The sequence below is a fragment of the Acinetobacter calcoaceticus DSM 30006 = CIP 81.8 genome (assembly GCF_000368965.1).
In the GTDB taxonomy this organism is placed as follows: domain Bacteria; phylum Pseudomonadota; class Gammaproteobacteria; order Pseudomonadales; family Moraxellaceae; genus Acinetobacter; species Acinetobacter calcoaceticus.
In genome coordinates, this window is record NZ_KB849780.1 from 434,145 (window position 1) to 450,393 (window position 16,249).

Annotated in this window: 14 protein-coding genes; 6 read left to right on the forward strand and 8 right to left on the reverse strand. The window is 37.6% G+C overall.

Annotated features, from left to right (window positions below):
* Positions 1 to 205: 205 nt before the first annotated feature.
* A complete protein-coding gene (locus tag F936_RS06995; RefSeq protein ID WP_004643428.1) occupies positions 206 to 676 on the forward strand; it encodes an AnBLUF65 family BLUF photoreceptors in 471 nt (156 codons plus the stop codon).
* Here the strand turns inward: F936_RS06995 and F936_RS19200 are convergent, their stop codons facing one another.
* The 6 genes from F936_RS19200 to F936_RS07025 form a co-directional block, all read right to left on the reverse strand.
* Positions 677 to 1,000 (reverse strand): hypothetical protein, encoded by a 324-nt coding sequence (locus tag F936_RS19200; protein WP_004643427.1) that lies wholly within the window; start codon positions 998 to 1,000, stop codon positions 677 to 679.
* A gap of 534 nt (positions 1,001 to 1,534) precedes the next feature.
* Entirely contained in the window at positions 1,535 to 2,140 is a 606-nt protein-coding gene (locus F936_RS07005) for a LysE family translocator (protein ID WP_005046155.1), read from the reverse strand.
* Between the two features lie 50 nt (positions 2,141 to 2,190).
* Entirely contained in the window at positions 2,191 to 3,024 is an 834-nt protein-coding gene (locus tag F936_RS07010) for an AraC family transcriptional regulator (RefSeq protein ID WP_005046158.1), read from the reverse strand.
* A 125-nt stretch (positions 3,025 to 3,149) separates the two neighbouring features.
* Positions 3,150 to 4,511 carry an MATE family efflux transporter gene (locus F936_RS07015; protein WP_005046159.1) on the reverse strand — a complete coding sequence of 454 codons (1,362 nt, stop codon included), beginning with the start codon at positions 4,509 to 4,511 and terminating at the stop codon, positions 3,150 to 3,152.
* A gap of 1,075 nt (positions 4,512 to 5,586) precedes the next feature.
* Positions 5,587 to 6,867 carry an OmpP1/FadL family transporter gene (locus tag F936_RS07020; RefSeq protein WP_005046163.1) on the reverse strand — a complete coding sequence of 427 codons (1,281 nt, stop codon included), beginning with the start codon at positions 6,865 to 6,867 and terminating at the stop codon, positions 5,587 to 5,589.
* A gap of 152 nt (positions 6,868 to 7,019) precedes the next feature.
* On the reverse strand, positions 7,020 to 8,456 hold the full coding sequence (locus tag F936_RS07025) for an efflux transporter outer membrane subunit (RefSeq protein WP_005046165.1): 1,437 nt from the start codon (positions 8,454 to 8,456) through the stop codon (positions 7,020 to 7,022).
* Between the two features lie 127 nt (positions 8,457 to 8,583).
* On the opposite strand from F936_RS07025, the gene F936_RS07030 reads away from it, so the two are divergent.
* The 4 genes from F936_RS07030 (at position 8,584) to F936_RS07045 (ending at position 14,319) form a co-directional block, all read left to right on the forward strand.
* On the forward strand, positions 8,584 to 9,204 hold the full coding sequence (locus tag F936_RS07030; protein WP_004643418.1) for a TetR/AcrR family transcriptional regulator: 621 nt from the start codon (positions 8,584 to 8,586) through the stop codon (positions 9,202 to 9,204).
* A gap of 82 nt (positions 9,205 to 9,286) precedes the next feature.
* Complete coding sequence (locus F936_RS07035; RefSeq protein ID WP_005046167.1) at positions 9,287 to 10,411, forward strand: efflux RND transporter periplasmic adaptor subunit; 1,125 nt, start codon at positions 9,287 to 9,289, stop codon at positions 10,409 to 10,411.
* Positions 10,408 to 13,473: an efflux RND transporter permease subunit gene (locus tag F936_RS07040; protein ID WP_005046169.1), complete on the forward strand. Its 3,066-nt coding sequence runs from the start codon at positions 10,408 to 10,410 to the stop codon at positions 13,471 to 13,473. The genes F936_RS07035 and F936_RS07040 overlap by 4 nt, the downstream gene beginning before the upstream one ends.
* 39 nt (positions 13,474 to 13,512) lie before the next feature.
* A complete protein-coding gene (locus F936_RS07045) occupies positions 13,513 to 14,319 on the forward strand; it encodes an oxidoreductase (protein WP_003650788.1) in 807 nt (268 codons plus the stop codon).
* Positions 14,320 to 14,369: 50 nt separating this feature from the next.
* On the opposite strand, the gene F936_RS07050 is transcribed toward F936_RS07045, so the two are convergent.
* The gene (locus tag F936_RS07050; RefSeq protein WP_005046171.1) at positions 14,370 to 14,744 is read right to left on the reverse strand and encodes a winged helix-turn-helix transcriptional regulator; all 375 of its coding nucleotides are present in this window, start codon (positions 14,742 to 14,744) and stop codon (positions 14,370 to 14,372) included.
* A 109-nt stretch (positions 14,745 to 14,853) separates the two neighbouring features.
* On the opposite strand from F936_RS07050, the gene F936_RS07055 reads away from it, so the two are divergent.
* Positions 14,854 to 15,603, forward strand: a complete 750-nt coding sequence (locus F936_RS07055) for an NADPH-dependent F420 reductase (protein ID WP_005046174.1) — start codon at positions 14,854 to 14,856, stop codon at positions 15,601 to 15,603.
* A 124-nt stretch (positions 15,604 to 15,727) separates the two neighbouring features.
* Here the strand turns inward: F936_RS07055 and F936_RS07060 are convergent, their stop codons facing one another.
* A complete protein-coding gene (locus tag F936_RS07060; RefSeq protein ID WP_005046176.1) occupies positions 15,728 to 16,201 on the reverse strand; it encodes a hypothetical protein in 474 nt (157 codons plus the stop codon).
* Positions 16,202 to 16,249: the final 48 nt, after the last annotated feature.

The following is a 16,249-nucleotide window of genomic DNA, read 5'->3' on the forward strand; positions in this document are numbered from 1 at the left end:
CTAATCACTAATCACTAATCACTAATCACTAATCACTAATCACTAATCACTAATCACTAATCACTAATCACTAATCACTAATCACTAATCACTAATCAGTCATTTGTTAATGCTTAGCGTATGAAGAAATATAAATTATCAGGAATAGATATGTTAGATTGGAAAATCTTTAGATAAAGAAATTTTATATTTCACGGAATTGTTAATGAACGTTCGACTGTGTTATGCCAGCCAACGAAACGAAAAAAATGAAGATTTACTGCAAGATTTACGTGATATCCTAACAGAAGCTCGAAATTTCAATGACTTGAATCAAATTTGTGGCGTGCTCTATTATGCTGATAATGCTTTCTTTCAATGCTTAGAGGGTGAACAAGAGTTAGTCGAGCGATTATTTGAAAAAATTAAAAATGATCAAAGACACTACAATGTTAAATGGCTATGTACATATTCCATTGAGAAGAATTCTTTTCAGCGTTGGTCGATGAAATATGTACAGCGTAATACAAATATTGAATCTTTCTTTTTAAGTATGGGAGAAACTAGTTTTAACCCCATTCGTCTTGATGAGCAGAATTTAAAAATTTTCTTAAATGAATTATCAATTGCTGAGCAAAGCAAAATTAATACTGTTAAGAAAGTAGGAATGGTTAAGCGTGGGGTGAACCCTTTCTAGCTATTTGGCTATCACCGCAATATGGATAGTCTTGAGTTTAGGAATTATTTTAGTCATAACAAGATAGACAATAATTGAACTTGCGAGCATTAATACCACTTCTAAACTTTGGCTAATAACAAACATTGCCCAGTAAAAAAAGCTAAATAAGGCGAGACATAGTCCGCTACCTTTGAAATACCAAGTAATAAATATTCCAAAAAGTGCAGAAGAAAGCAGAAGGTTGGTTGTCTCGTTCATTCCTAGGTAGTTAAAGAAAATAATCAGTAAGCATAAAGCTAACATTGATAGTAAATATACAAATATATTTTTTGCAATAAACATTTTCTATATCCTATCTGATGACTAAAAAGTTATATTTCCTCTGTTTCTAGAGGAAATATAGTACACATTAATTTTTTGAGATTCTTTTCCTATTATTAGGAGTTTTTATATTAATAAAGATAATGTTACCGATTCTCCAGATCTCTTCATTAATATTCAGCTTTCTATTTAATAGTAAAGAGTGCTTATATGTACTGAAATTAATTATAGGAAAAACAATTGCTTATGATGTAAGTTTTGGCTTACATAGTTGTGAGAAATTACCTACATTTGTTTAAAAAATAGACAAAATTTACAGAATAATATTTAATATATATTTATATTTAACAATGGCTTATTTGGTTTTGTTGTTAGGTTGATTTTTACATAAATAACAAAAAGTAACATGTGTTTTAGGGAGCCTGTTTCTCAAAATAAAAAATATTAGGTCATTAAATGAGTATTAATTAAAAAGTTATTTTATGAAATTATAAGAATAAGTAGTTTTTAATATAGAAAATTAATAATAAAAATTTATATGACCTAATTTATACATTAAAAAGTAGATAGGACTGGCAACCATACAGAGATGAGTAGTGTTAGCGCCATCATTTTATTAAAAATGTTCATATGCTTTGTTTGTGAAAATAATCGATTGCTTAGCCTACCCGCTAAGGCCCACATGTAAAGGCAAGGAATAGCTATAACGAAAAAAATGAAGGATAAAATTGAGACATTTATCCAGATATCTTTACCTTGTTTTGTGTAGACACTAATCACTGCAAAAGCCATCATCCATGTTTTAGGATTAATTGCTTGCATGAAAAAGCCAGTAATGAAACCAATTGGACCTTTTTCTTTGTCTTGTTCGAAATGAATAATTGGGTTGTAGTTATATAATTTCCAAGCCAACGAGGTTAGCCAGATTAAACCAATGAGTGTCATTATTTTTTGAATAATTGGGTAAGCCAGAAGGGTTGAACCCAGTCCAATGCCAACGATGAGCACAAGTAGGGCAGCCCCGATGCAAGAACCTAAAATGACAGGAAACGTTTTAGAAATTTTATAACGGCTACTTAAATTTAAAATTATAAAATTAGTTGGACCGGGAGTAATTGAGGCAACAATAGCAAATAATGAAAATGCAGTGAGGTTTTCCATCTTGTCTACTTGAATTAATAGGGAGAGATAAGATGAAATAATTAAGATTTTTAATCTTGAAGATTTGTGCAGATTTTTCTATAGGCCGCAGGTGTTAAACCATAGCAGCGCTTAAACCAGCGACTTAAATGACTTTGGTCAGCAAAGCATAAATCTGAAGCAACTTGTGCAGGAGATATGCTTCTGGCGAGTAAATCACGCGCTCGTGTAAGTCTGAGTTGAATGAGATATTGATGAGGTGCTAAGTGAAAAGTTGCTTTAAAAATGCGGTGAATATGGTATCTGTCTAGGCCTATCATGCGAGCGATGTCTTCAAGCCCTATATCTTCAAATAGATGATCATGCAAAATATCTCGGATTTGGTGTGCGATTCGAGGTGTGTGAGTAGAAGATGATTGGTGAGCTTTTTTTAACCATTTCCCTTGTGCGATATGATGAATAAGTAGGTCTAGACTATTATCTTTGACAATATTCATTTCTTTATAGTGCAGATGCTGGAATGCTTGAGAAGTAATAATAGCGAGCTGTTCATCTGACTTTAATGGTGCATCAATCACTAACTCGTAGTGATCAGGGCTATTATGAAATAAACCTTGGATACGTTGTTTCAACCAGTCTGGATGTAGGTAGAGCATTTGGTAGGTAAAGCCATCAGATGCAGGAGCATGGCCATCATGGATTTCTTCTGGTTCAAGCATAAAGACTTGTCCCGCATGACTATTGATTTGCTTTTTACGACAATGAAATTGTTGAATGCCGGATTCAGTTACACCAATTAAATAGCTCGAATGCCAGTGGGGATCATAAGCATGACCAGTAAAATGGGCACGGATTGTTTCAATACCTGTATTGGTATCTTTTGAAATATCCACCCAGTTACTCATAAGAATCCACCCATAAATTTTTAAGTTTTGCCCTTAGAACGGTACAAAAGAGGTGAGTATAGTTCTAGAAGATTTGTGCAAAATCTTTAAGAAAGTTGAGCAATTTTTTTGAACTCAATGCAATTTTATCTATGGATAAAATTTGCCAAGCAGGACACCAAACCAAATATCAAAGCACTCAGGCCAATAACTTGAAAGAAAGTGGATAAACTTGCATCAAAATATAGAACAGCGATACTTCCGAGAACGGCTGCAATAATCATTCTGATGGTACCAGCTAAGATAGGGCCTAATAATCGTTTTGAACCTTGGCCTGCAAAATAAAGTGCCATACCTATACCTATTGCTCCGTAAAAAGGCGCAACATGCTGCAAGTAATTCGTTCCAGTCTGAAGAACAGATGGATCATGACTGAAAAAACCAAGCCAAATGGAAGGAAAAATACTAAAGAAAAGTCCTATTGAGCCAGTAATAAGAAATGTAATAAAAACCCCGATCCATGTGATATGACGTGCTCTTTGAAATTGTCCAGCTCCATAATTAATACCTACCATGGTCATGATTGCTGAACCGATGCCGAACATAAGCGGAACTTGCACGTAGTCTAGTCGGGAAGCAATACCGTACCCCGCGATTGCATCAGAACCAAATTGACCAACTAAGGTTGTTATGATGACAACAGTTAAATTGAGTTGAATTATTCCAATAGCAGACAGTGAACCAATACCAAGAATATCTTTGAAGAACTGAAAGTTGATAGGCTTGATCGATAATTTGATAATGCTATGTGTTGTTCGCATATGTCTAATTAAGCATATGATGGCAAAAATATAATAACTTAAGACAGCGAGCCCAGCTCCAGCTACACCCAATGAGGGAATGAATCCCCAACCAAAAATAAAAATAGGTGATAGGGGTAAAAGTAGTACTCCACCTAGAAGCGTTATGCGGGCCGGAGTTTTTGTATCACCTGCACCACGTAATGCGGCTGAGAGTAGGGCTACAGCCCATATAAGGGGGGAACCTATAAAAATAATATTGGAATATTTTAGGGCTGCATCTAAAGCTAAGCCAGTAACGCCCATTAAGTGATATATCATCTGGGCTGAGGTGAGCATAACAATACTAAAAACTCCTCCCAAAATGCCAGCAAGAATTACACCATGCCAGACAAGGGATTGGGCATCTTCTGATCGACCTGCTCCAGAAGCCCGAGCAATTGCTGAAGCTAGTCCTCCACCAAATCCACCATTCGCTAGCATTTGCATGAGCATAAGAATTGGGAACACTACGGCTACGCCAGCTATTACATCCGTTCCTAGAGAGCTAACAAAATATGTTTCTAGTAATCCAATCAGGGTTTGTACAAGCAAAACAGCTATGGTGGGTAACGCCAGTTTTAGCATTACTTGGGGAATTGGTCCGTTTAAGATCGCATGATTTAAATCATGTGTATTTAACGGCTGGCGTACTGATTGTTCCCGCATAATAATTCTCGCTTTATAAACTGCTACAGCAGCAAGGGCTGAATCAGTTTGTACCTGTACTTTTCTATCCGTGAATTGCAAAGCATTAGCTCATATTGGTAAGACAACGAGAGTTTTAGACAATATATTTATCCAATGTTTTGAATAATTATTAATAGTGACTATATTATTATATGGTCACTATTTGTCAATAATAAATAGGTCGAGTTAAACTGTCATTTTCAAAAAAGGGCCAAATAAAAATATGAATCTGGAAAAGAGTAGTTATCTTCTCCCGACGGGAGGACCAGAAGATCATGAGGTAAGAGATCAAATCCTAAGTGCTGCTACAGAGCACTTCAGTCGCTATGATTATAAGAAAACTACAGTTTCTAGTTTTGCAAAATCTATAGATTTTTCTGAGCTGATTTGTATAATTTAATTAATTTATGATTTTTAATCAGTAATTTATTGCGAGATAAGAAGACAAAAAATTATTGCACGAAATGATGCAAGAACGATGTGGTTTTGTTTGTTTTAAAAGAAGGAATTGAGTTTTTAAAGCAGTCAAAGTGACTTTCCTAGTGATCAACTTATTTATATCCATTATTTTGTAATAGAGAATTAATCATCAATGCGAATGTACTAAGGCTACTTTTTGATCTTGTATTAAGAAATTTATCGCCTTAATCGGTTTGTGACTTATTATTGATTTGGTTATTTTTAAATAGTTTCTTAAAAATTTTACAGGACGTTGGTTCTCATATGCTTTAGTGCCTTATTCCATTTACTGCAATATATTTAATTCCATTATTTTCGTTAAGTTGTGCTGATAATACTAAACAATACACAAATGACCCACGAGCTTTCACTGATAAGATATAAGTAGGATTGGAGAGTCTTAAATACATAAATCTAAAGATTTCTAAGGCCAAGAATTAAAGCAATTAATAAGCAGGACAAAACCGTGAAAGAACAAAGAATAAATTTAATAGACTGAGACCTGTACGTTACAGAACTCAGTCTAAAAAGCCGTTAAATCAAGCCAACTAACTTTTGGGCTCAGGTCATCTAAATGTTTTTTTAATATCAATCATTAGAACTTATAGCCCATTTTTAATCCATATGCGATGGCATGATTATCTTTAAACTCCGCAACATAATTTGGTGTATTAAATTGCGCACTAGTTTGTAACTTGGCATCACCTAACCAGAAATATTTTACCCCACCTGAAATAAACGTTTGTGGTGTTGGGCTGAATTGAGCACCTAAGCCAAGATTCCAATATCCTTCTGTGGGCCCTAATGCAGTCACAAGGTTACCTGCCCCAGAATCCCAACCTACAGAAATATTTCCTGTCCATTGGTCATTTAATTTACGGCCTATACCAATATTTGCTGACCATTGGTCATCACTATAGGCAGCTAGATCAAATCCATTTGGTTTGCCAACTGAGGGCCCTGCGATTTCTGAAGCTACACCGAATGCATAAGGGCGGATTGTGAAATCTTTCCAGTTCACCCAGCGCGCATTTGCAAATGCAACTGTATTCGCCATGATACCTGTTTGAAAATCTAGATTAACAGATTGAGGCGTAATAATTTTTGTTTGCTCCAAGCCATTATTCATATTAATAAAAGTGCCAATATTTTGCCCTAATGTTGCAATAGAACTCTCATTAATTGTCATTTCATGATCAATTTCAGAGCGATAAGTAACAGATGCTTTTAATGCAATTTCTGGAATTTGATATGCAATACCACCTAACCAGCCAACACCGCCAGTTTCTTTAATGTTGAGATTATATCCACCAAAGCTGTTATTCCCACCAAATGCTAAGCCACGAAATTGAGCATCACCTTCAATTGTTTGGTAAACGGGACCTGCATAAAAATTAAAATTTTCATTTGGTTGGTAGCCAAGCAACATTGAAATACTTTGGGTTTTTACTTCAACTTCCAGTGACTCTGTACCATTATGAAATAGTCCTAAGCCACCTGCCGCAACTGATGCTGTATCAGAAAGTGCATAAGTAACATCTGCGCCAAATGGTCGGTCATAAATTAGACCAAAAGAGAAGTTGTCTGTTACTTGTAGTTTTAGTGCAGCGCTAGGGAAGTAATAATCATCCCCCATGTCACTAATATTTGTATTTTGTAAACCAATCACGCTTGGTGGAGTTGCATTTGGTGAATATTCATTACGCACTTTACCTGAAACGTTTGGATCTAATATAGAAATACCCGCTTCAAAGTAATTACCTGGTTGCAAGAATGCAGAGATAGACTGACCTGAGCGGTCTAGAGATGCAGCCAAGGTCCCCGTCATTGGTAAAGTTACTAAAATAATTACTGTACCGAATGTTTTAAATTTCATTTGTGTCTTTCCTTGAAGTGAAAATGTTTGTTGGACATTTTGTGTTTATGTTTCCTAGAGAATTTGGTTAATCGAAATGAAATCATTGCTCCTGTAGGTATGAGGTTAATCCACCATCTCATTCAGTGATTTTAAATTTTTGAAATTTCATATTAATAATCATTGGGTTGCCAGCCGCCACCCAGTGATTTATAAACTGCAACAGCAGCAAGGGCTGAATCGGTTTGTACCTGTACTCTTCTATCCGTGAATTGCAAAGCATTTGAATTTGCTTGTAATACTTCTATGCGACTGTTAATTCCTTTTTGATAAGCAATTACAGCGATTTTCTGTGCATGGTGTAGCGCATTTTCACCATCTTGAAGTGCTACAAGTTGTTCTTGTCTTTTAGATAAAGTTGATAATGAGTTCTCTACATCTTCCGCTGCATGTAAGACGGCTAATTGGTAGGCTGCAAGCTTTTCGGCTTCTTGTCCCTTAGCTAAGCGAATTTCTGCATTAATTCGACCAAAATCAAATAAACGCCAACGTAAGCCTAATAAGCCAGCAGCCTGATTGGCTCCACTTGAAAATAAGTTTCCACTTGCTGTGGTTGCGCTACCTATCAAACCGCCTAAAGAAACCTTTGGGTAATATTCTGCAATCGCACTGCCAATACGTGCATTTGAAGCTGCCAGTTGCCTTTCAGCCATGATGAGATCTGGTCGTCTACGTAAAAGATCGCGGGGTGTTCCTGTTTCTGTAATGTTAGGAATAACTGGAATTGGTTTTACTTCCGCTAGTTCTGCTCGGTGAGTTCCTGGTACGGTTCCAAGCATGACGTCGAGTGCATTCATGGCAATGTCTAGATTCATTCCAAGTGCGGGAACTACGGCTTGAACTTGAGCAACATTTGCTTTAGCTTGTTTGACCTGAAATTCAGATGCCAATCCTTTGCTATATAAAAGTTGAATAATTGAAAGAAGTTTTTGTTGCGTTTGTAATTGTTGCTGGGCAATGTCTAATCGAGATTGTAATCCTCGAATATTAATATAAAGATTTGCTGTTTGTGCTGCGACCATTAAACGAACTGCTGATGCTCCTGCATTCGAAGCCTGATAGTTTGCTAGAGCACTTTCACGGTCTCTTCGAAGGCCTCCGAAAATATCTAATTCCCAAGTGGCACTTAGGTTTGCCTCATAAGAACTACCATGTCGGTCAAAATTAGGCATTGAATTTAAAACTTGCCCCAGTGGAGTTTCAACGGATTGGTAAGCTTTAGCTGCTTGTGCGTCAACACTACCTATTGGGCGTAAAGAAGCATGGACTGCCGATAAGCCTGCTTGAGCTTGAGTCACACGGGTATATGCTTGGGTCAGATCCAGATTTTGTTTTAATGCTAATGTGACATATCGAGTAAGTTGAGGGTCATTAAAACTTTTCCACCATACTTCAATATCTGCTTTGGTTTCGTCACTTGGTGAGTTTAAGCGAGCGCCAAGATATTGCTCGGGTAGAGATATACTAGGACGTTTATAATTAGGACCTACGGTACAAGCAGCAAGAATGCTGGTGAGTATTGGTAGGAGAACGATAGATCTAGATAACATATTTTCCCCAAGGCGAGATTTTGAACAATGGCTTAATTGTGACTATAATACAATTTAGTCACTTGTTGTCAATATCAGGGGCCAAGAGTTAAACTACTACTTTCACACAAAGGTTTAAATTGAAAATATGAGTAAAGAAAAAAGTAGTTATCCTGTTTCAAAGCGAGGACCGGAAGATCATGAGGTAAGGGACCAAATCGTGGTTGCTGCTACAGAGCATTTCAGCCGCTATGGTTATGAGAAAACTACAGTTTCTGATCTTGCAAAATCTATAGGCTTTTCTAAAGCTTATATTTATAAATTTTTTGAATCTAAACAGGCGATTGGCGAGATGATATGTGCCAATTGCTTGCGTGAAATTGAAGATGAAGTTAATGCTGCCATTCAAGAAGCTGAATATCCTGCTGAAAAATTGAGAGTGCTTTTTAAAGTAATTGTGGAAGGGAGCCTTCGTTTATTTTCTCAAGATCGTAAGCTCTATGAAATTGCAGTTTCTGCGGCCTCTGAGAAATGGGATGCTACGGTTGCTTATGAAAATCGAATTCTTAAAGTACTACAAAATATTATTCAAGAAGGTCGTCAAACTGGTGATTTTGAAAGAAAAACACCTATTGATGAAGCAGTTAAGGCTATTTATTTAGTTATGAGACCTTATCTACATCCATTACTTTTACAACATAGTATTTCATATAACGCTGATGCTCCAGTGTTGCTTTCTAGTCTTGTGCTGAGAAGTTTATCGCCATAATAAATTTGTGACTATTGACTAAATTGGTCACTTGATTAAAAATGAGTCTCCTGATTAATTTCTTCAAGGGGGGGACTCTAATATGCGTTATCGTCGCCTTATTCCATTTGCTGCAATATATTTATTTCCTTTTTTCTTGCTAGGTTGTGCTGAAAATACACAATCTGACCCCCGTACTTCAGCACCATTAGTACGAGTCGCAACTGTGCAGGAAGAAATTACTTCTGACTCAAGAGCATTTACAGGCACGATAGGCGCACGGGTAGAAAGTGATCTTGGTTTTCGTGTCTCTGGCAAAGTAATCAAACGGTTTGTTGAAGCCGGTCAGACGGTAAAACGCGGACAGTTACTGATGCGTATTGATCCGGTTGATTTAGAACTTGCTGCCAAAGCTCAGCAAGAAGCTGTAGGCGCAGCCAAAGCACGTGCTGAACAAGCAGAAAAAGACGAAGCTCGATATCGTGATTTGCGTGGAAGTGGAGCTATATCTGCTTCCGCCTATGATCAGATTAAGGCAGCAGCAGATACGGCGAGAGCACAACTAAGTTCAACGCAAGCTCAAGCTAAAGTCGCATTAAACGCCAGTCACTATGCCGACTTAACAGCCGATGGTGATGGCACAATTATGGAAACATTGGTTGAACCAGGGCAAGTTGTAAGCGCAGGTCAAACAGTAATTCGTTTAGCTCATTCTGGTCAAAGAGAAGCAGTTATTCAGCTTCCCGAAACTTTACGCCCTGCAATAGGAGCTATTGGTCAAGCCACTCTCTTTGGTAAAGAAAATATCAGTGTCCCAGCTAAGCTTAGACAGTTATCAAATACAGCAGATCAGCTCACTCGTACTTTTGAAGCACGTTTTGTATTAGACGGAGATTTGGCAAACGCTCCTTTAGGTTCAACCGTCACTGTACGTATTGGAGCTCAAAATCAGAGTTCACAACATTTTTTACAAGTACCGATTGGTTCACTACTTGATAAAGGAAAGGGAGCAGGAGTATGGGTAATTAATGGAAAAACTCAGAAAGTAACGTGGCGTTCTGTTGTTGTAAAACAGGTTGATGATGAATATGCGTATGTAACTGGCAATATTCAGCGTGGAGATCAAATTGTTGCTCTAGGTGCACATTTACTTCGAGACGGCGAGTTAGTCCGTATTGCATCACAGGCAAATAATCCTTCAATTGGAAATGAAGGAGGACACTCATGAGTGAGAAAGGTTTTAACCTGTCAGCTCTTGCTGTTCGTGAACGGGGTATCACTCTATTCCTGATTTTTTTAATTTCAATTGCAGGCATTGTTGCATTTTTTAAGTTAGGTCGAGCTGAAGACCCAGCCTTTACAGTTAAGGTCATGACCATTGTGACTGCTTGGCCCGGTGCAACTGCCCAAGAAATGCAAGATCAAGTTGCTGAAAAAATCGAAAAACGGATGCAAGAGCTGCGTTGGTATGATCGAACAGAAACCTATACAAGGCCTGGGCTAGCTTTTACGACACTAACCTTACTTGATAGTACACCTCCATCTCAAGTTCAGGAGGAGTTTTATCAAGCGAGGAAGAAAGCAAATGATGAAATGAGCAATTTACCTTCAGGGGTAATTGGGCCACTTGTTAATGATGAATATGCGGATGTGACCTTTACTTTATATGCTTTGAAGGCAAAAAATGAAGCACAAAGATTGTTGGTGCGTGATGCAGAAACAATTAGACAGCAGCTACTTCATGTCCCTGGGGTAAAAAAGGTCAATATTATTGGCGAGCAACCTGAACGTATCTATATTGAATTTTCACATGAGCGCTTGGCAACACTAGGCGTAAATCCACAAGATGTGTTTGCTGCACTTAATAATCAGAATGTACTTACTCCAGCTGGTTCTATTGAGACCAAAGGTCCTCAAGTTTTTGTCAGATTGGATGGTGCTTTTGATAAGTTACAAAAAATTCGAGACACACCTATAACTGCTCAAGGTCGTACCTTGAAATTGTCAGATATTGCGACTGTTAAACGTGGTTATGAAGATCCTGCAACATTCATTATTCGTAATGATGGAGAACCTGCTTTATTGCTAGGTGTAGTCATGCGTGAAGGGTGGAATGGATTAGACCTTGGTAAAGCATTAGAGAACGAAGTTGGCTCAATCAATGAAGATTTACCCCTTGGTATCAGCTTAAATAAGGTGACCGATCAAGCGGTAAATATTAGCTCGTCGGTAAATGAGTTCATGATTAAGTTCTTTGCAGCATTACTTGTGGTGATGTTTGTAAGCTTTATCAGCATGGGATGGCGAGTTGGACTTGTTGTTGCTATGGCTGTACCGCTCACATTGGCTATTGTTTTTGTGGCGATGTTGGCAACGGGCAAAAACTTTGACCGAATTACACTGGGCTCTCTTATTCTTGCCTTAGGACTCTTGGTTGATGATGCCATTATTGCCATTGAAATGATGGTCGTCAAAATGGAGGAGGGCTTTAGTCGAATAGCTGCTTCGGCTTATGCATGGAGCCACACCGCAGCACCTATGCTTTCTGGAACATTAGTCACAGCTGTTGGATTTATGCCAAATGGCTTTGCCCGATCTACGGCTGGTGAATATACCAGCAATATGTTTTGGATTGTCGGCATAGCCCTTATTGCTTCATGGATTGTTGCAGTCGTTTTTACACCTTATTTGGGTGTGAAAATGTTACCTGATTTTAAAAAAGTCGAAGGTGGACACCATGCAATTTATGACACACCACGATATAACCGTTTCCGTCAAATTCTTGAACGTGTGATTGCGCGTAAATGGCTTGTTGCTGGTAGTGTTATCGGATTATTTGTTTTGGCAATAGGTGGAATGACATTGGTAAAAAAACAATTTTTTCCAATCTCTGACCGACCTGAAGTACTTGTTGAAGTACAAATGCCTTACGGTACATCGATTACGCAAACTAGCGCTGCTACAGCCAAAGTTGAAGCTTGGTTATCTAAGCAAAATGAAGCAAAGATTGTGACATCGTATATTGGTCAAGGCGCCCCTCGATTTTATTTATCCATGGGACCTGAGTTACCAGACCCATCCTTTGCCAAGATTGTGATACGAACTGATAACCAAGAAGAACGGGAAGCCTTAAAACATCGCTTAAGACAAGCTGTTTCGAATGGGCTTGCTTCTGAGGCGCAGGTACGTGTTACACAACTGGTCTTTGGACCATATTCACCCTATCCAGTGGCTTACCGTGTTACAGGGCCAGACCCAGAAAAATTGCGTGTAATTGCAGCTCAGGTTCAGCATGTTATGAGTGCTAGCCCAATGATGAGAACTGTAAATACCGATTGGGGAACTCGTACACCAGCCCTTCATTTCACATTACAGCAAGATCGCTTACAAGCAGTTGGTCTCACCTCAGCTTCAGTGGCACAGCAACTACAATTTTTGTTAACAGGTATTCCGATAACATCTGTGCGCGAAGATATTCGTACAGTACAAGTTGTTGCTCGTTCTGCGGGTGATATAAGACTGGATCCTGCAAAAATTAGTGATTTCACACTCACTGGGGCAAATGGACAACGTATTCCTCTGTCACAAATTGGTAAGATTGAAGTGCGGATGGAAGAGCCTGTCATACGCCGTCGAGATCGCGTACCAACAATAACTGTTCGTGGAGATATTGCTGAAGGATTGCAACCACCTGATGTATCTACAGCAATTACCAAACAGCTTCAGTCAGTTATAAAAAATCTACCGAAGGGCTATCGCATCGTTGAAGCAGGTTCTATTGAAGAGTCGGGTAAAGCTACTAAAGCCATGCTTCCTATTTTCCCGATCATGTTGGCAATGACTTTGCTCATTATCATTCTTCAGGTGAGATCTATAGCTGCAATGATTATGGTGTTTCTCACCAGCCCGTTGGGATTAATCGGTGTGGTACCGACGCTTCTATTATTCCAGCAGCCTTTTGGTATCAATGCCTTGGTTGGGTTGATTGCATTGTCTGGAATTTTAATGCGAAACACACTCATCTTGATTGGTCAAATTCAGCAAAACAAGCAAGCTGGACTCGATCCGTTGGATGCCGTTGTGGAGGCGACAGTACAACGTGCCAGACCCGTCATATTAACGGCCTTGGCTGCTATTTTGGCTTTTATTCCTCTGACTCATTCGGTGTTTTGGGGAACGCTAGCTTATACATTGATTGGTGGAACACTGGCTGGAACCATTTTAACTTTGGTTTTCTTGCCGGCTATGTACTCAATCTGGTTCAAAATCAGAGTCAAACCAACAGCTTAATCATCAGATTCTTAAGTTTAAAAATTATTCGGAATTAATATGTCAAACTCACAAGTAGTGGTAATTACCGGTGTTTCATCAGGAATTGGTCAAGCCACAGCAGAAAAATTTGCAAAAAAAGGCCATAAAGTATTTGGAACAGTCAGAAATAAAGTAAAAGCCCAACCTATAGAAGGGGTTGAGCTCATTGAAATGGATGTGTCTGATGAGGACTCTGTCCAACTTGGGATTCATTCTATTATTGATAAGGCTGGGCGTATTGATATCTTAATTAATAATGCTGGAGCAAGCCTGACTGGGGCAGTAGAAGAGACCTCTATAAAAGAAGCAGAATTTTTATTTAATACGAATGTATTTAGTATTCTCCGTACGATACAAGCGGTATTGCCATATATGCGAATACAACATTATGGAAGAATCATAAATATTAGCTCGGTATTGGGTTTTCTTCCTTCACCTTATATGGGGGTATATTCTGCAACTAAACATGCAGTTGAAGGATTATCCGAATCTTTAGATCACGAGCTTCGTCAATTTGGGATTCGCGTGACATTGGTGCAACCTTCTTTCACCAAAACCAATCTAGATAAAAACGCACCTGTAGTAAGTTCTAAAATTCCTGAATATGACAATGAACGTAATTTAGCTACACAGGCCATATCGAATCAGATTAATCATGCATCCCAACCGGACGGTGTTGCCGATACGATCGTTACGGCAGCATTGAATGATTGGCAAATGCGTCGTACACCATCTGGACAAGCGTCTTTGTTAAGTAAGTTACGTCGCTTCATGCCAAGTGGCCCCGTTGATAAAAGCATTAGAAAGACTTTCGGTTTGAAATAACTTATTTTTATCTTATAAAAACTAAGCATAAAATTTATGCTTAGTTTTTATTATTTTGAGTCGCTATTTAATTTTTGATTTTTAAATTCTGCCCATTCAATAAGTGCTTCCATTGAAGGACCAAGTGCTAATCCTATTTCACTAAGCTCATATTCAACTTTAGGGGGAACTTGTGGATAAACAGTACGTTTAATAATCTCATCTTGTTCTAATTGTTTAAGTTGCTGAATCAACATTTTCTGATTAACGCCTTCGATAAGTTTTTCTAGTGTAGAGAAACGTAGGGGTTGTTTTGCTGCAAAAAGTTGACAAAGGATAATTATTTTCCATTTTCCTTCAATAACTTTAAGGGCTTCAGAGGTGATTTTTGCCCATACTATCCGCTGTTGAGGATCTTCACAATTCCAGTCACGTGCTGCTTTCATACTTACCTTTTAGGAATATACTTACTTTTTTGTGTGTACTTCCTATTATCTCAGCTTGTCTTTAAACTTAAAAGTGTTAACTGTATTAAATTTCTCAAAAGGCTGATATATGAAAATAGGTATTGTTGGAGTTGGTAATATTGGAAAGACCCTTGCACGTCTTTTAAAGGAAGCAGGTCATACTATATATGTTGCAAATTCTAGAGGTGTGGACGGTGTAAGAAAAATTGCGGATGAAATAAACGTAGAAGCAGTCGATATTTATGGAGCTGTTAATTCTTCAGATGTTGTTATTTTATCAATTCCTTTCCCAGCTATAAAAGAATTACCAACAGATTTATTTTACTCAGCAACTACAGACAAAGTAATTATAGATACCAGTAATTATTATCCTGATTTCCGCGATCCGCATATTAAAGAAATTGATGATGGAATGACAGAAAGTGTTTGGGTATCCAAGCAGATTAATCGTCCTGTTATTAAAGCTTTTAATAATATTTTAGCTTATTCACTTGCAGAATTAGGCCAAGTTGAAGGAAGTAAAAATAGATTAGCGATAGCTGTTGCTGGAGATAGTGTACCTTCAAAAAATGTTGTTATGAGCCTTGTTAATGACATAGGTTTTGACCCTGTAGATGCAGGAAGTTTGGAAGATTCTTGGAGACAACAACCATGTACGCCAGCATATTGCTGTGATTATGACCAGAAAATGATGAGGAAAGGACTCGCTATTGCTCAAAAAGGAGAGGCTCAAAAAAAGCGTGATCGTTTACCTGAACTCTTCTCAAGCTTAGGAGCTAATCCAACGCATCAGGATATTGTTCAAATGAATCGAGATTTAAATCCAATACTCGATTAACTTTTAAAGATTATTTTCTAAAACTTAATTTTAAAAATATAAAGGGCTTATTTTTTATAATTATTAAATAAGCCTAATTGTTTGAATTAATAAAAATTCTCTATTTAATGGAGTCTGGTGGTAACTATCTAAGAATTAAAAATTTATTGGTGGTAAAGTTTTGTATGAATAAAGATTTTTTAAGAGGGCAGATTAATGCTTTTTGGTTCATGATTCCATAAATTAAATATACATATTCTTGTGATGAACCAACTAATGCAAAAAGTTGATCTTGCTGATCAATACCAATAAGAATTTCATTGGTTAATTTTAACATATCAAAAGGTGAGGCATTTTTGTTGGCCTCAACAGATATATTGAAATTTTCAAAAGTTTTCTTGATATCAAGTAATGAATAATAGAAATTTTGCTGATTTCGTTGAGCTTGTAAATAAACAGCAATACGTTCTATATCTATTGGTTTATTGTGTTTTGCAGCAACCGCTGAAGCAAGAATAAAAGAAATATTTGAAGTATTTGAGTCTATTGAGCCCATTTTAAGTTTAGAAATAGAACTCTGGATATTATCAGGTATATGTTTGACGGAAGCTGAGCACATATTTATTGACCTATAGACTGTGGTAGCTTGGGATGTATTCAGCCCTGC

Coding starts and splice junctions, on each gene's coding strand:
- F936_RS07035 (WP_005046167.1), top strand. CDS start 9,287: ATGCGTTATCGTCGCCTTATTCCATTTGCTGCAATATATTTATTTCCT.
- F936_RS07060 (WP_005046176.1), bottom strand. CDS start 16,201: ATGTGCTCAGCTTCCGTCAAACATATACCTGATAATATCCAGAGTTCT.
- F936_RS07005 (WP_005046155.1), bottom strand. CDS start 2,140: ATGGAAAACCTCACTGCATTTTCATTATTTGCTATTGTTGCCTCAATT.
- F936_RS07055 (WP_005046174.1), top strand. CDS start 14,854: ATGAAAATAGGTATTGTTGGAGTTGGTAATATTGGAAAGACCCTTGCA.
- F936_RS19200 (WP_004643427.1), bottom strand. CDS start 1,000: ATGTTTATTGCAAAAAATATATTTGTATATTTACTATCAATGTTAGCT.
- F936_RS07020 (WP_005046163.1), bottom strand. CDS start 6,867: ATGAAATTTAAAACATTCGGTACAGTAATTATTTTAGTAACTTTACCA.
- F936_RS07045 (WP_003650788.1), top strand. CDS start 13,513: ATGTCAAACTCACAAGTAGTGGTAATTACCGGTGTTTCATCAGGAATT.
- F936_RS07015 (WP_005046159.1), bottom strand. CDS start 4,511: ATGCGGGAACAATCAGTACGCCAGCCGTTAAATACACATGATTTAAAT.
- F936_RS07030 (WP_004643418.1), top strand. CDS start 8,584: ATGAGTAAAGAAAAAAGTAGTTATCCTGTTTCAAAGCGAGGACCGGAA.
- F936_RS07010 (WP_005046158.1), bottom strand. CDS start 3,024: ATGAGTAACTGGGTGGATATTTCAAAAGATACCAATACAGGTATTGAA.
- F936_RS07050 (WP_005046171.1), bottom strand. CDS start 14,744: ATGAAAGCAGCACGTGACTGGAATTGTGAAGATCCTCAACAGCGGATA.
- F936_RS06995 (WP_004643428.1), top strand. CDS start 206: ATGAACGTTCGACTGTGTTATGCCAGCCAACGAAACGAAAAAAATGAA.
- F936_RS07040 (WP_005046169.1), top strand. CDS start 10,408: ATGAGTGAGAAAGGTTTTAACCTGTCAGCTCTTGCTGTTCGTGAACGG.
- F936_RS07025 (WP_005046165.1), bottom strand. CDS start 8,456: ATGTTATCTAGATCTATCGTTCTCCTACCAATACTCACCAGCATTCTT.